Raw genomic sequence first — 13894 nt, forward strand, 5'->3', positions numbered from 1 at the left:
TTTAAACACTATAATGGATAATAGTGCTATTGTAAATTTTTAAACCTCATCCGGCTTGAGAATGTGTGTGGTTGCCAGGAAAATAGCATACACAAATATTGGTGCGGCAAGCACGTCTATAGTGTAATGGATGTGCTGTATCAGCAGCAGCACCATTACGGCGATAAGGCCGGCAAAAGCAATTATCTTATCGGTACGTTTACGCAGACATAGGAAGATGAGCACCATAGTAGAGGTGTGCCCGCTAAAGAAGAGATCCTTGGTAATTACTTTATTCCCGTAGAATATACCCGTAATAGGATCTATAAGGTGAACCATGCCTTTAGGCGGGTCTAGCGCGAATACGGTTATGGTAAATAAGCGGGCCAGGTTAACAAAAATCAGCGTCCAGGAATACTGAATGTAAATATGCGGATTGTATAAGGCCCTGTATAAAATAAGGGCGCCCATTCCCCATATAATAGCAAAGATGAAGTACGATACATTGTACGCGGGCAGGTAATCGAGCAACCAGTCGTTCAATACTGTACCATCCCGTTTTTCAATATGATTAAAGAATACCGGCATAAGTGCCAGTATTATAATGGTGATTACAGATGACACCAGCAGCTTTGGCCGGGTTACGGGCGATTGAATGGCTTCAACCCATCTTTCTTTTATGCTCTGCTTTTGTTGTTGGGGCACTATCTGTCTGTAACTAATCAGGGGTGCAAAGTTAAAAAATCGTACAGTATTAAGTAATGGTTATTTAAATATTAGATTACGATAACATCAGCTGTAAAATGATCGTGAGGTTCAAAAGCACTTCCTGAAAATCAAACTTAATAGCTATCTTAAAGGCACTAAACGCCGGTATTGGAAAACACACATTCAAAACAGCTTAAGCGGGTACTTAAGCCCGTGCACTTATGGGCTATTGCAGTGGGGCTGGTTATCTCCGGCGAGTATTTCGGCTGGAACCTGGGCTGGGAGGTATCCGGCACTATCGGCTTTTTGATAGCAACGCTGGTAGTGACGGTAATGTACGTTACTTTCATCTTTAGTTATACCGAACTTACCACATCTATACCACACGCGGGCGGTGCATTTGCTTACGCCTACAGGGCCATGGGGCCATTTGGGGGATTAATAGCCGGCTATGCTACGCTCGTCGATTTCCTTTTTGCTACTCCGGCAATTGCGTTTTCGCTGGGCAGCTATGTTCATTTTCTGCACCCGGATATCGGTGTACTTCAGGCTGCTATAGCGTTTAATGTTGCTTTTATACTGCTCAATATATCGGGGGTTAAAGAATCGGCTGTGTTCTCTGTTTTTATTACAATTCTTGCTGTGGCCGAGCTGCTGCTGTTTATGGGAGTGGTTGGACCGCATTTTAAATTGGACAATTATTTAAGCAACCCAATGCCTTTTGGATGGAGCGGGGTTTTTGCCGCATTGCCTTTTGCCGTGTGGTTTTACCTGGCCATAGAAGGTGTTGCCATGGTGGCCGAAGAGGTAAAAGATCCCAGGCGCAACATCCCGCGCGGTTACATATACGCGCTGGCTACGCTTGTATTTTTAGCTTTAGGTGTGATGATACTTACGGGCGGCGTTACCGACTGGCGCAGGCTAAGCAAACTGGACTACCCACTGCCGGAAGCCATCAGCATTGTATTAGGCAAAGGCAGCGGGCTTACCAAAATTTTTGCCAGCATTGGTCTGTTTGGCCTGGTGGCATCTATACACGGTACTATACTGGCATCTTCAAGGCAGGTGTTTGCCATGGCACGCAGCGGCTACCTGCCACGAGGATTAGCGGCGGTGAACAACAGGTTTAAAACGCCGCACTGGGCAATAATCGCAGGCGGTGCTATCAGCTTTTTGGCTTTGTACACAGGTACTACCGGGCAAATAATTATACTTTCTGTACTGGGTGCAATTGTAATGTACATGATGAGCATGATCAGCCTTTTTATCCTCCGTAAAAACGAGCCAAAACTGGAACGGCCTTTTGCAGCTGTATTTTACCCCGCTTTCCCGGCCATAGCGCTGGTTATTTCTGCAGTTTGCCTGGTAGCTATTATGTATTATTCTTTTTTCATCAGTCTTTTATTCTTTGCCGGTCTTGCTGTTACTATAGGTTTATTCATGCTTACTGGCAAGCATAAGGCGAGAATAATAGATGACGATATGTTAAACACGCCCATCTATAACTAACAACAAACAAATCACCGGAATGTATCGGCACACCATATCAGGACGGGTTTACAGCTTTAACAGCTTAAGGGAACTGCTGGCAAAAGCATCCCCGTACCGTGCGGGTGATGTTTTGGCCGGCCTTGCAGCGCAGAGTTACGAAGAACGTGTGGCCGCGCAAATAACCCTGGCTGATGTTCCACTTAGAGATTTTCTTACCGAGTTGTTAATTCCTTACGAGGAGGATGATGTAACCCGGCTAATAGTAGACAGCCATGATGCAGAAGCTTTCAGTTTAATTAGCCACTTAACTGTCGGCAGCCTACGCGATTGGCTCCTGCTTAACGAGACAGACACAAAGGTGCTTGCAAGTGTAGCTAACGCGCTCACGCCGGAAATGGTAGCGGCGGTAAGTAAGATCATGCGCAACCAGGACTTAATAGCCGTAGCCCGTAAATGCGAAGTGGTTACCCGTTTTAACAACACCATAGGCCTTCACGGCCGTTTCGCAACCCGCTTGCAGCCTAACCACCCTACAGATAACCCCCGTGGTATTGCCGCCAGCCTGATTGACGGCCTGCTGCTGGGTAGTGGCGATGCCTGTATCGGCATAAACCCGGCAACGGATAGTCCTGTAGCGGTTTTAAAGATACTGGAACTGGTGGATCGACTGCGGCAGCAATTTAGTATACCCACACAATCCTGCGTTTTAAGTCATGTAACTACCACATTGCAACTGGCCAATAGCGGTGCACCGGTAGACCTTTGCTTTCAATCCATAGCAGGTACGCAAAAAGCCAACGCATCGTTTGGTGTCTCTCTGGCCTTGCTTCGTGAAGCTCAAGAAGCCACGCTGTCGCTTAAACGTGGTGCTGTTGGCAATAATGTAATGTACTTTGAAACAGGGCAGGGCAGCGTCTTATCTGCAAATGCCCACTACGGGGTAGATCAGCAAACCTGCGAGGCCCGGGCCTATGCGGTAGCCAAGCAGTTTAGCCCGCTGCTGGTAAACTCAGTTGTAGGTTTTATTGGCCCCGAGTATCTGTACGATGGTAAACAGATAACCCGCGCTGCATTGGAAGACCACCTTTGCGGCAAGTTGCTGGGCCTGCCTATGGGAATAGATATTTGCTATACCAACCACGCTGAGGCCGACCAGGACGATATGGACAACTTGCTCACCTTATTGGGTGTTGCAGGCTGCAACTTTGTGATGGGTATCCCCGGCAGCGACGATATTATGCTGAATTATCAGTCCACATCATTTCACGATGCTTTATACCTGAGGCAGGTGCTTGGCTTAAAGCCTGCACCGGAATTTGGAGGATGGTTGATGCAACAGGGGATTACAGATGATAAAGGCCGGCCTTCCACCCGCGGCAGGACGGAGTTTTTAAACAGAATGGAGGTGCCATGGCTGACTTAAATGAACTGTTAAGTAATCAAGATGAGCCTTTGAAACACTTAACACAAGCACGAATAGGCTTAGGCCTGGTTGGTGCCGGTATCCCTACCAACCAATACCTGCGCTTTAAGCTGGCGCACGCGCATGCACGCGACGCGGTGTACTCGGCACTGGAAACAGAGCGGTTGTATGATGAATTACTTCAGCTTAACCTGCCCGTATTACCACTGCACAGCCTTGCAGGCAACAGGGAGCAATACCTGCAACGCCCGGATCTTGGCCGCCTGCCTGATGAAGCGTCTATGAACAGGCTTGCCGATCAGGTAACTGGTAACGGGATAGTTTTTATCATAGCTGACGGGTTATCGGCCGCTGCTGTCAATCAAAATGCGGTAGCACTGCTTGGGTTGCTTATCCCTAAGCTAATTTCCGCAGGTCACAAAATAGCGCCGGTGTGCTTGGCTGAACAGGCCAGGGTAGCTATTGCAGACACCATTGCTGCAGAACTGGGTGCAACGTTGTCCGTAATTTTAATAGGCGAACGGCCCGGCTTAAGCGCTGCGGACAGCATGGGCGCTTATCTGACATATAGCCCTAAACCGGGGCTTACAGATGATGCGCGCAATTGTGTGTCTAATATTCGTAAACGGGGACTTCCCATTGCGGCCGCCGCCGACAAAATTTTTTACCTGATACAGGAGGCTTATCGTCTTAAGTTATCCGGAGTGAATTTAAAAGATCACCAGGCGTTGCTTACTTAGCAAGTCCTGGTAATTCTTCAATTTTTTTCTTATCTTTAATCTTGCACCTTAAGCCTAGCCATGCCTGCTAACACAAACTTCGGTAATTCGCCCGCCACGTCATTCAAACTACTCGTTATTATACACCTTGCGCTACTTGCAGGACAGGTACTATTTGCGGCGGTGTGTGTGCTTATCACTCCTAAGATTATCATCAATGTGCGTGATACGCAGAGCCCCTTTGTGTACCTGGCTCCGGCACTTGCATTGATTGGTGTTCTCATGAGCAATTTTCTGTATACCTCTATGCTGAAGAACATAAGCGATAAAAAAGGGCTGGGTCCAAAGCTGAGCATCTATCAAAGCGCGCACATCGTGAGGTGCGCCTTGCTGGAAGGCCCTTCCTTATTTGCCATAGTTGTGTTCTTCTTAACAGGCGAGTTATATTATCTCATTATATCTGTTTTCATTATGGGATACTTCATCTATTTACGTCCTACTAAAGAAAAGGTAGCGGAGGCCGCCTCTCTTACTTATGAGGAGAAAGCGGAATTTAACCAAGCCGGTACTTACTAGATAATCTGTCAGGTCCGCGACGTATTGCTATTTTATAATAGCTGTATTTAATTTAATAGGTACCATATTAACTTAGTGCTATGAAAAACATTCTTTGCTTTAGCATAATTGCTTTGCTCATCAGCAGCTGCTCTTATAGCGTTTACGATATGAACAAAGGCGAACTTAAAATTGCCAGGAAGAGCAGCTACACCGTAACATATACCACTATAATTCCGCCGGGAGCTACTGCAGATGTAAGTTATACCGACGTGAACAACACTACCCAAACCGTAAAAAGCGCAAGCGGCAGATGGGAGAAAGTTGTACAGCTACCATCTGGACAAGCTGTAGAAATGCATGTAAATGCAATATTGCCAAAATCTGATCCGACTGGTAAACTGGTAACCTCCGAAGCAGTTGACGGCGTTGTAGTTAACGAGCAGGTACAAACTGGTAAAAATAAAGTGGTTTATAAGTTTGCATTTAAACTGCCGTAAACGGTTAAAGCTCTTACATGTACCCCGAACTGATTGCCCACATGAAACGCTACATTAAGCTCACTCCCGATGAGGAGGCGCTGATATGCAGCAGACTGGAGCTAAAGAAGTTTAAAAAGAAGGCGATGATACTGGAGCCCGGCAGACACTGCCAGGGAAACTATTTTGTCTTGAGCGGATTGCTGAGGCAATACTATGTAAATACGAAACTGAACGAGCAAATAGTACAGTTTGCACTAGAAAGCTGGTGGATAGCCGACCAGGAAAGCCTGCTGAACAAAACGCCTTCTGCTACCTATATACAAACCATAGAGCCCTCGGAAGTGCTGCTTTTGCCAGAACGCAATCGGGAGCAGCTATTTAAAGAGGTGCCTGCTTTGGAAACCTATTTTAGGCTGATGATGCAAAAGTCGTTTGTGGCTGCACAGCGGCGTATAGGTTTCATCTTTAATCAAACGGATGAAGAGCGTTACCGCTATTTTTCTGATTTGTTTCCCACTTTTATACAGCGCATCCCGCAGTACATGCTGGCATCATACCTTGGTTTTACCCCTCAATTTTTAAGCAGGCTGAGGGCGAAGAAGGTCTAATCCCGCCCGTTTAAAATTATTAACCAACCTGGTGTTTTCTTAAACTCAGTTCATTTTTCAAGGGGTGTTTGATGCGCAACTTTGTCTTAACAAAAAACATTAAGACAATGGAAAGATTAAAAATGGACAAGGTGGAGCCGGCAGGATACCGGGCACTGATAATGCTTGAAAAGTATATAGAAAGTACCCCTATAAGCCGTAAACACCGCGAGTTGATAAAGATCCGCGCGTCACAAATAAACGGCTGCGCTTTTTGTATAGACATGCACACTCGTGATGCCCGCAAAGAAGGCGAGACCGAGCAGCGCATCTACGCGCTTAATGCCTGGAGAGACACCCCGTTCTTCGACGAGCAGGAGCAGACTATCCTGGCCATCACCGAACAGGTGACGCTAATCAGTAATCACGTTAAAGATGAAGTTTATAACAAAGCGGCAGAAGTGCTGGGCGAAAGTTACCTTGCCCAAGTGATCATGGCGGCTATTATCATCAATAGCTGGAACCGCTTAGCCATTACCACCGGACTACAGCCGCAGCTGGCCGTTTAACACCCGCGCTTTTATCGTAATTATTCCGCAAAAACAATGAAGGTGCAAAACTCAGTTGTAATTAAATTACTCCAGCGTTTTGCACCTTTACGTTTTATAATTTAGTGTGGAAAGTGAAGATTTCTGAAGGTATTATTGAGCTATATTATTGATTATTAATAATCTAAAAAATCAAGTACAAGATCGGCTGTTATCTTTGGCAGCGGGCTGTCGGGATTGGCTGTCATCACTTCGCCTATGTAGGTGCCATGGTCGCTTGGTAAAATTACCAGTCGCGAGTTAGGTATCAGCCGGTGCATAGCTACGGTGTGTTCGGGTGTCATCACGTCCTTATCACCTGCCAACAGCAGGGCAGGCACTTGTATGTTTTGGAGGTATTCGTCCGGCCAATCGGTAAAATTACGCATGCGGTTAGCATCCTTATCATGCATGTTAAGTAGTGCTTCCCTGCTTGGATTTATAGCTAAAAATGCCTCCTGAAGCTGCTGAGGCATGTATTCGAGACTGGCGTCTTTCATGAACTCCCAAAACCAGGGGTACATCCCGTCCTTTTTGTAAAACGCTGAAGCAACTACAATTTTGTTAACCACTTCCGGGTGTCGTATAGCTACTTGCAAAACAGTACTGCCACCGTTGCTAAATCCAAAAAGGTCTGCTTTGGTAATGGCCAGTTCTCTAAGTAATTCGGCAACATCATCAGCGTCCTGCTCAAATGTTTCGGGTGCGTCTCGGTCACTTGTGTGGCCGTGAGCTTGTAATTCCACAGCTATAATCTGCCTTTTTATTGCTAGCAACGGCAGTATTCGCCCAAATGTCGTGTAGATGGTTGACCCGCCGCCATGTACCAACACAAGCGGTGCTCCCCCGCTACCATGTATCTCGTAGTACATCTTGATGCCGTTTACAAGCTTATACCCGAGACTGAAAGTTTTATCCATTGGTTTTGAAAATTTGAAGCGCTTGCTTTTAAACCAAATTAAAGCACTTTATTTAAATTTTCGACGAAAAAACTTGAACCATAAACAATTAAAATACGTACTTAGTACGTATACCAATTTACACCAAATGCCTGCTACGCCGATCCCAAGCAACGAAATGGACAGGATTATAAGCCTGTCCGACTATGATCTTGATTACACCAGCTTTCAGGATACCTTTAAAGACCTCGCCACTTTAGCAGCAAAGGTCGCGGGAACATCCATTTCGCTGGTTAACTTAATTGACTCTTTTACACAATGGACTGTTACTAATCACGGGCTCGATATTGATCAGATGCCGCGTGAGGACTCAGTTTGCCAGTATACTATAGCCGTGCCCGAAGGTCAGTTTGAGGTGCCGGATCTTAAGGCTGATGAGCGTTTTAACGATAAGTTTTATGTTACAGACGGCCCTTTGTTAAGGTACTACTTCGGTATTCCTTTAAAAACAAGTGATGGCCATAACCTTGGTGCACTTTGCGTGCTGGACAGGGATCTTAAAACACTATCGCCAGAAAAGATAGAACTGCTTAAGATAATTGCCGGCGAAATTGTGAGCCGCTTAAATGCCCATAAGGTTATTTCAGGCCTTAAAAGCAAGCTGCACGAGGCTAACGAAACCAAAAAGAAAGTTGCGCATGATATCCGTGGGCCGTTGGGTGGCATAATCGGTCTTGCCCAGGTAATAAGTGAGCAAGGGCAGGAAAACGAGATAGACGAAGTGCTGGAGTTTATAAACCTGATACAGCGCAGCGGCCGATCTCTACTGGAACTAGCAGACGAGATACTGAGCACAGACCTGCCGAAGGCTGCCGCATTGCAGGCAGATCAGTTTAATTTACTGGTTTTTAAAGAGAAGTTAGAGAAACTCTATACTCCGCAAGCAATAACTAAAAACATCGACTTTGTAATTAACACATCGGTAAACTCCTCTACTATACCCTTTAGCAAAAACAAATTGTTGCAGATAACAGGTAACATGATATCCAACGCGATGAAGTTTACTCCTGCAAACGGCAAAATAACCGTCGATCTCAGCCTTAAAATAGAGGAAACCAAGAACCTTTTGCAGGTTAACGTAACTGATACAGGCATTGGACTTACCCAGGATGGTATCGATAATATATTAAGCGGAAAGGCCACTTCGACCGATGGCACAAGCGGCGAGCACGGTTATGGCTTCGGTTTGGCTTTGGTAAAGCACCTTGTTGATTCATTGAAAGGTACTATGCATATTTACTCTCAGCCGGGCCAGGGTGCCAATTTCGAGGTTGTGTTACCGCAGGATAAGTAGTATAAGATAGTGTGAGTAAGTGTTTTCATCAGATTAATATATCCGGTGAAAAACTTACTGTGCATTCTAAGGTTTAATATTTTATAATTTTCACTTCCATGGCGTTTATTGATTATTATAAAGTTTTAGGTGTAGAAAAAAATGCATCCGAAGAGGACATTAAGAAAGCCTACCGTAAACTTGCCCGTAAAAACCATCCCGATCTAAATCCGGATAACCCGGAGGCTAACAAACTCTTCCAGCAACTAAACGAAGCTAACGAGGTACTTAGCGATCCTGAAAAGCGCAAAAAATACGATAAGTATGGCGAGAACTGGCAGCACGGCGAGGCTTACGAGCAAGCGCAGCAGCAGGCCGGTCAGCGCAGAAATTCAGGAGGCGGGTACGGAAGTGCCGCAGGCAACGACTATAGCGGGTTTGATTTTAGCGGAGGAGATGGCGGTGACTTCTCCGATTTCTTTCAATCGATGTTTGGGGGAGCCGGCGGGAGGAGGCAAACGGCTTACCGCGGACAGGACCTTAATGCGGAGTTACACCTCAACATGCGGGATGTGCTTGAATCTCAAAAACAAACCTTAACCGTAAACGGAAAAAATATCAGGCTGACCATCCCTGCCGGAATAGAGAATGGCCAAACCATAAAAATTGCGGGACATGGTGGCCCGGGTGCAAACGGCGCACCTGCAGGCGATCTTTATATTACTTTCTCAGTAGCAGACGACACGGATTTCAAACGTGTTGGTGCCGACCTTTACCGCACCATTGACATCGATCTTTATAAAGCGGTGCTGGGTGGGGAAATTACAGCAGATACGTTGACAGGTAAGGTTAAGTTGAAAGTTGCTGCAGGTACGCAAAATGGCACTAAAGTAAAGCTGAAGGGCAAAGGTATGCCTGTTTACAAGAAGGATGGAGTATACGGGGATTTATATCTGACATATAATATAAAGATACCAACCAACCTTACCGACCAGCAAAGAAAACTGTTTGAGGAGCTATCACAATCATAATTACTGTTATGGAAACAAGAGATTTGATAAGCATACAAGATTTCTGTGTGTATAACAAAGTTGAATACACCTTTATAGATCACCTAATGGATGCAGGCTTAATTGAGGTGACTTTAGTAGACCAAACCGCGTTTATACCAACTGTACAAATTCAGCGGGTTGAACGGTTGGTAAGATTGCATACTCAACTGGACATTAACCCGCAGGGTGTGGTAGCTATTGATAGTCTGCTGGAAAAGTTAGATTCAATGCAGCAGGAAATTTCGCTGTTACGCAGTAAGTTACGTCTTTACGAGGAAATTTGAAGCTTCTTTTGGCATGTTTTTTTAAACCCTTGCGTTAGTAATTAGTCATACTTACAAACGAACAAGAATTAGTAACTAAAATTTCAGTCATGAAACTAATTAAATTTTCGATTGTCGCACTGGTGCTAACCGTTTCGGCACAATTTGCAACAGCTCAGGTGAGGGTGGGTGCGAGTATCCATATTGGTAACAGTTACCCGGTTTATGAACCAGATTATTACCCTGCACCAGTTTACGAACGCCCGGTATACTATGCCCGCCCTGCTTACCGTAGGGTTTATTATCGTCCCGCTTACCGTAGGGTTTATTACCGTCCGGCTTACCGCAGGGGCTTTTATGGGCCAGGCTACTTCCGCGGACACCCTGGTAGGGGTCGTGGGCACGCTTATGGCAGGAGGTGGTAATTTGTTACCGGTGTTCAAAAGTGTTCAGCTTTTTTTGACTAACACGCTTTTGAACAGTTAAAAGATCAGTACACATACCTCAATAAAAAACGGCCCTGATCGCATGATCAGGGCCGTTTTTTGCATAAATACCATTCATAAACCTTCAAAAATCACACTGTTTTTATGTGCTAAATAAAAATAAATTTGGAAGGTGTTGTTTTAATACAGGTGTAATCGAGTATGTTGATTGATGATCGTTTACCAATTTCTACTTTTTTAGAAAGCTGTTAAGAGCTGCTTGTGTAAACTCCGATAACACCAGTTCTCCGCTTATTGCAGCCCGCTCTGCCAGCAATGTATCCCAGTCTTCTGTGCCTTCCCACAATATCTTTTTTAACCCGGTGAGCGCGTCAGGGTGGTACAATGCCAGTTTTTGTGCAAGCTCAAGTACCGCCTGGTCCAGCGTAGGAATATCCTCATATAGCTCATTGTACAATCCCTTCTGCATAGCCCATTCAGCCGACTGGAAATCGCTGGCGCGGATGGTTAGCTGCGAGAACGCCTGCAAACCTATTTTACGCTGTACAGCAGGTGATATAACAAACGGGCCTATGCCTATTGCCAATTCGCTCAGCTTTACCGCTGCAGCTTCGGTAGCCAGGCAATAATCTGCAGCAGCAGTCAGGCCTACTCCGCCACCAACAGCTTTCCCCTGTACACGGGCAATTACTATTTTGGGAGATTTACGGCAGGCATTAATCACGTTGGAAAAGCCCGAAAAAAACCTGGCACCGGCTTGTTTATCTTTTATCTGCAGCAATTCGTCAAAACTTGCTCCCGCGCAAAAAGTGCGGTCGCCTTCGCTTTTCAGTACTATTACCCGGGCATCTTTGCTGGCGCCAGCTGTGTTTATAGCATCAGTAAGCTGGCTTAACAAAGCCGATGGTAACGAATTTTGCGCAACGTGGTAGAAACTTGCGGTTGCAATTCCGTTGTTAACAGTTAATGATACATGTCCTTCCGTCATTGTGATGGTACGAAGTTAAGCTTCTTCGCTTTTGGCAATATCCGAAAAAAGGTGGTATAAGCAAACTTATTGCTTTGGAACAGAAACAATGGGCAACTCAAAGTAAAAGGTTGCACCCTGGTTGGGTTCGCTCTCTACGCTTATAATGCCATCATGGTTGGCAATTATTTCTTTTGAGATGTAAAGGCCCATACCCAACCCGCTGGTCATGTTCTTTTTGTCTTCCACTCGATAAAATCGTTCAAAGATGCGGTCTTTTTGGTCTGCCGAAAGGCCAATGCCGTTATCGGTAACAGATACACGTACCATGCCCTGGTGCCTGCTTGTATTTACTACAATATGCTTGTTAACATGAGAATACTTCACGGCATTGTTCAACAGGTTCATTAAAACCTGTTCCAGACGCTCCTGATTACCTTGAATAATATAATCCTCGCTTATCTCCGTCTGGAAGTCATAGGTGCTGTAAATGTGCTTTGCATTCTCCACGCATTGCGCCACCATGTCGTTTATACTGACAGCTGTTTTGGCATATTCCAGTTTCCCTGCTTTTATCTTACTTACGTCAAGCAGATCGCTTACCAGCGTTTGTAGCTTATTTACGGCAACAGTAGCTTTTGATAAATGGTTTTTAACAATCGCCGGCAACTCATCTTTTTTATAGCCGCTAATCAATTGCAGGTACCCTTTGAGGCTGGTAAGCGGGGTTTTAAGTTCATGGCTGGCAATACCTATAAACTCGTCCTTACGCTCCATTTCCTGTTTCTGGTCGTCAATATCAGTAGCAGTACCTACCCAATAAATAATCTCTCCTTCATCGTTCCTTAGCGGGTTGGCCCTGTTCAGGTGCCAGCGGTAAACGCCATCATGCCTGCGGTATCTGTTCTCATGCTCGTAAGGCACACCGGTTTGCAGCGAAAAATCAAACCTTGCCAGCACAGCCGCAAGATCATCTGGATGTATAACAGCTTTCCAGCCAAAATCGCCGGCAGTTTCAAAGTTGGTGCCTGTATATTTATACCATTGCTGATTATAGGAGTTTACGCTACCGTCAGGCAGGTTTGTCCATGTCATCTGGGTTATGTTGTTGGTAAGTACCTTAAAGTGTTCGCGGCTTATTAGCAGATCGTGGGTGCGTTCTTTTACCGTACTTTCCAGGGAGTCGTTCAGTTTTTCAGTTACTGCACGCGCTTCCTCTAGTTCATCGTTTCGCTGTTTAAGCTGGTGCTCCGTATTCTTAAGTATGGTCAGGTCTGTAATGATGAGACTTAATGCCGGGCCGGTGTCCAGCTCAATATTGTTACAGCTAAAAAGGCAGTGCATATCCTTACCACGGTTATCTTTAAGGATAATTTCTTCCCGGCAATCTTCTTTCCAGCTACTCTCAAGTACCTGGGTAAGCTTCTCTTTAGATTCCTCAGGTACAAAAGATAGCAACTCAAGCCCCATCGTTTTTTCGAGCGGCACGCTTATCATTTCCGCAAAACGGGTGTTGCAATATAGTATAATACCTTCGCGGCTTACCGTAACCGCGCCTTCGCTCATCTTTTCGATAAACACGCGATAGGTTTGATCTGCCGTTTTAAGCGTATACAGCTGGTGGCCTTCATCGTCTTTAATAACCAGCGCATCCACCTGGCCAGACCGGATGGCATTAATGGTGTCATTAGCCTCTTCCAGTTGCTGGCGCAGCTCCTCAATTTCGCTTAACAAGCTAATATTTTGATCTGTTGACTGCATAGCTAGCTTATCTCCGGCAGGCCTAAGCCTTTTAAAACTCTGTTGGTATTGCTCATATCACCAATGAGGCGCCTAACGGTGCCGGGTGCTTTTTTCACAAGCAAAGGTAACGCTATTATATCTTCATCAACAGCAAGTTCGGGCTGCTGATGCACATCTATTATCTCTAACTGGTAATTATTTTGGAGGTGCTTTTCGCAAATGGCGGTCAGATTTTCTACAGCGCGAATAGAGTTTGGCGATGCGCCAATAATAAACAGCCGTAAAACATAGGCGGGATTGTCCTTATCGTACGGGGTATTCTCTAAAAACTCATCCAGACCGGCCATAATGTACTAATGATACAATTAAGCCGGCCTAATGTTTAATCCTACAAGTACCTTTTCTTCGTTACTAAGGTCACCTATTATCTTTCTTATCGGCTCGGGTACCTTTCTTACCAGGGTTGGTATAGCCAGTATCTGGTCTCCTTCAGCCAGTTGCGGTTGCTCTAGAAGGTCAATCACTTCAATGCGGTACTGATCTTTTAAATGCTCTTCGCAATATTTTTTAAGGTTAGTTAACGCAGTAACAGATTTTGGGGTCTTTCCGGCTACATAAAGCCTTAATTCCCATTTTTTATCAACTTGTGGTTCTTCCATG

The 13894-nt window shown here is 45.3% G+C and carries 17 protein-coding genes; 11 read left to right on the forward strand and 6 right to left on the reverse strand.

The window, feature by feature from the left end:
• Nucleotides 1-39 precede the first annotated feature (39 nt).
• Nucleotides 40-684, reverse strand: coding sequence for a phosphatase PAP2-related protein (locus AC59GT_RS04650; protein WP_497236542.1), 645 nt, complete (start codon nt 682-684; stop codon nt 40-42).
• A 171-nt stretch (nt 685-855) separates the two neighbouring features.
• Between AC59GT_RS04650 and eat the strand changes: the two genes are divergently transcribed.
• The 7 genes from eat (at nt 856) to AC59GT_RS04685 (ending at nt 6513) form a co-directional block, all read left to right on the forward strand.
• On the forward strand, nt 856-2196 hold the full coding sequence (gene eat, locus AC59GT_RS04655) for an ethanolamine permease (protein WP_497236543.1): 1341 nt from the start codon (nt 856-858) through the stop codon (nt 2194-2196).
• 19 nt (nt 2197-2215) lie between these two features.
• Nucleotides 2216-3601, forward strand: coding sequence for an ethanolamine ammonia-lyase subunit EutB (locus AC59GT_RS04660; RefSeq protein ID WP_497236544.1), 1386 nt, complete (start codon nt 2216-2218; stop codon nt 3599-3601).
• A complete protein-coding gene (gene eutC, locus AC59GT_RS04665) occupies nt 3589-4341 on the forward strand; it encodes an ethanolamine ammonia-lyase subunit EutC (RefSeq protein WP_497236545.1) in 753 nt (250 codons plus the stop codon). Before AC59GT_RS04660 ends, eutC begins: the two co-directional genes overlap by 13 nt.
• A gap of 60 nt (nt 4342-4401) precedes the next feature.
• Nucleotides 4402-4896: a hypothetical protein gene (locus tag AC59GT_RS04670; protein ID WP_497236546.1), complete on the forward strand. Its 495-nt coding sequence runs from the start codon at nt 4402-4404 to the stop codon at nt 4894-4896.
• Between the two features lie 80 nt (nt 4897-4976).
• Nucleotides 4977-5375: an MmpS family transport accessory protein gene (locus AC59GT_RS04675; protein ID WP_497236547.1), complete on the forward strand. Its 399-nt coding sequence runs from the start codon at nt 4977-4979 to the stop codon at nt 5373-5375.
• Between the two features lie 17 nt (nt 5376-5392).
• Nucleotides 5393-5965 (forward strand): Crp/Fnr family transcriptional regulator, encoded by a 573-nt coding sequence (locus AC59GT_RS04680; protein WP_497236548.1) that lies wholly within the window; start codon nt 5393-5395, stop codon nt 5963-5965.
• Between the two features lie 107 nt (nt 5966-6072).
• On the forward strand, nt 6073-6513 hold the full coding sequence (locus AC59GT_RS04685) for a carboxymuconolactone decarboxylase family protein (RefSeq protein ID WP_497236549.1): 441 nt from the start codon (nt 6073-6075) through the stop codon (nt 6511-6513).
• 155 nt (nt 6514-6668) lie between these two features.
• On the opposite strand, the gene AC59GT_RS04690 is transcribed toward AC59GT_RS04685, so the two are convergent.
• Complete coding sequence (locus tag AC59GT_RS04690; RefSeq protein ID WP_497236550.1) at nt 6669-7451, reverse strand: alpha/beta fold hydrolase; 783 nt, start codon at nt 7449-7451, stop codon at nt 6669-6671.
• A gap of 127 nt (nt 7452-7578) precedes the next feature.
• On the opposite strand from AC59GT_RS04690, the gene AC59GT_RS04695 reads away from it, so the two are divergent.
• From AC59GT_RS04695 to AC59GT_RS04710, 4 genes are all read left to right on the forward strand, one after another.
• Entirely contained in the window at nt 7579-8784 is a 1206-nt protein-coding gene (locus AC59GT_RS04695; RefSeq protein WP_497236551.1) for a GAF domain-containing sensor histidine kinase, read from the forward strand.
• A 98-nt stretch (nt 8785-8882) separates the two neighbouring features.
• The gene (locus AC59GT_RS04700; RefSeq protein ID WP_497236552.1) at nt 8883-9794 is read left to right on the forward strand and encodes a DnaJ C-terminal domain-containing protein; all 912 of its coding nucleotides are present in this window, start codon (nt 8883-8885) and stop codon (nt 9792-9794) included.
• A gap of 8 nt (nt 9795-9802) precedes the next feature.
• On the forward strand, nt 9803-10099 hold the full coding sequence (locus tag AC59GT_RS04705; protein ID WP_497236553.1) for a chaperone modulator CbpM: 297 nt from the start codon (nt 9803-9805) through the stop codon (nt 10097-10099).
• An 89-nt stretch (nt 10100-10188) separates the two neighbouring features.
• The gene (locus AC59GT_RS04710; RefSeq protein WP_497236554.1) at nt 10189-10503 is read left to right on the forward strand and encodes a hypothetical protein; all 315 of its coding nucleotides are present in this window, start codon (nt 10189-10191) and stop codon (nt 10501-10503) included.
• 250 nt (nt 10504-10753) lie between these two features.
• On the opposite strand, the gene AC59GT_RS04715 is transcribed toward AC59GT_RS04710, so the two are convergent.
• From AC59GT_RS04715 to AC59GT_RS04730, 4 genes are all read right to left on the reverse strand, one after another.
• A complete protein-coding gene (locus AC59GT_RS04715) occupies nt 10754-11512 on the reverse strand; it encodes an enoyl-CoA hydratase/isomerase family protein (protein WP_497236555.1) in 759 nt (252 codons plus the stop codon).
• A gap of 66 nt (nt 11513-11578) precedes the next feature.
• Nucleotides 11579-13252 carry a PAS domain-containing sensor histidine kinase gene (locus tag AC59GT_RS04720; protein ID WP_497236556.1) on the reverse strand — a complete coding sequence of 558 codons (1674 nt, stop codon included), beginning with the start codon at nt 13250-13252 and terminating at the stop codon, nt 11579-11581.
• A gap of 2 nt (nt 13253-13254) precedes the next feature.
• On the reverse strand, nt 13255-13581 hold the full coding sequence (locus AC59GT_RS04725) for a circadian clock KaiB family protein (protein WP_497236557.1): 327 nt from the start codon (nt 13579-13581) through the stop codon (nt 13255-13257).
• A gap of 18 nt (nt 13582-13599) precedes the next feature.
• Complete coding sequence (locus tag AC59GT_RS04730; RefSeq protein WP_117384057.1) at nt 13600-13893, reverse strand: circadian clock KaiB family protein; 294 nt, start codon at nt 13891-13893, stop codon at nt 13600-13602.
• Between the last annotated feature and the right edge of the window lies 1 nt (nt 13894).

This window comes from Mucilaginibacter sp. 320_HR, from assembly GCF_059691875.1.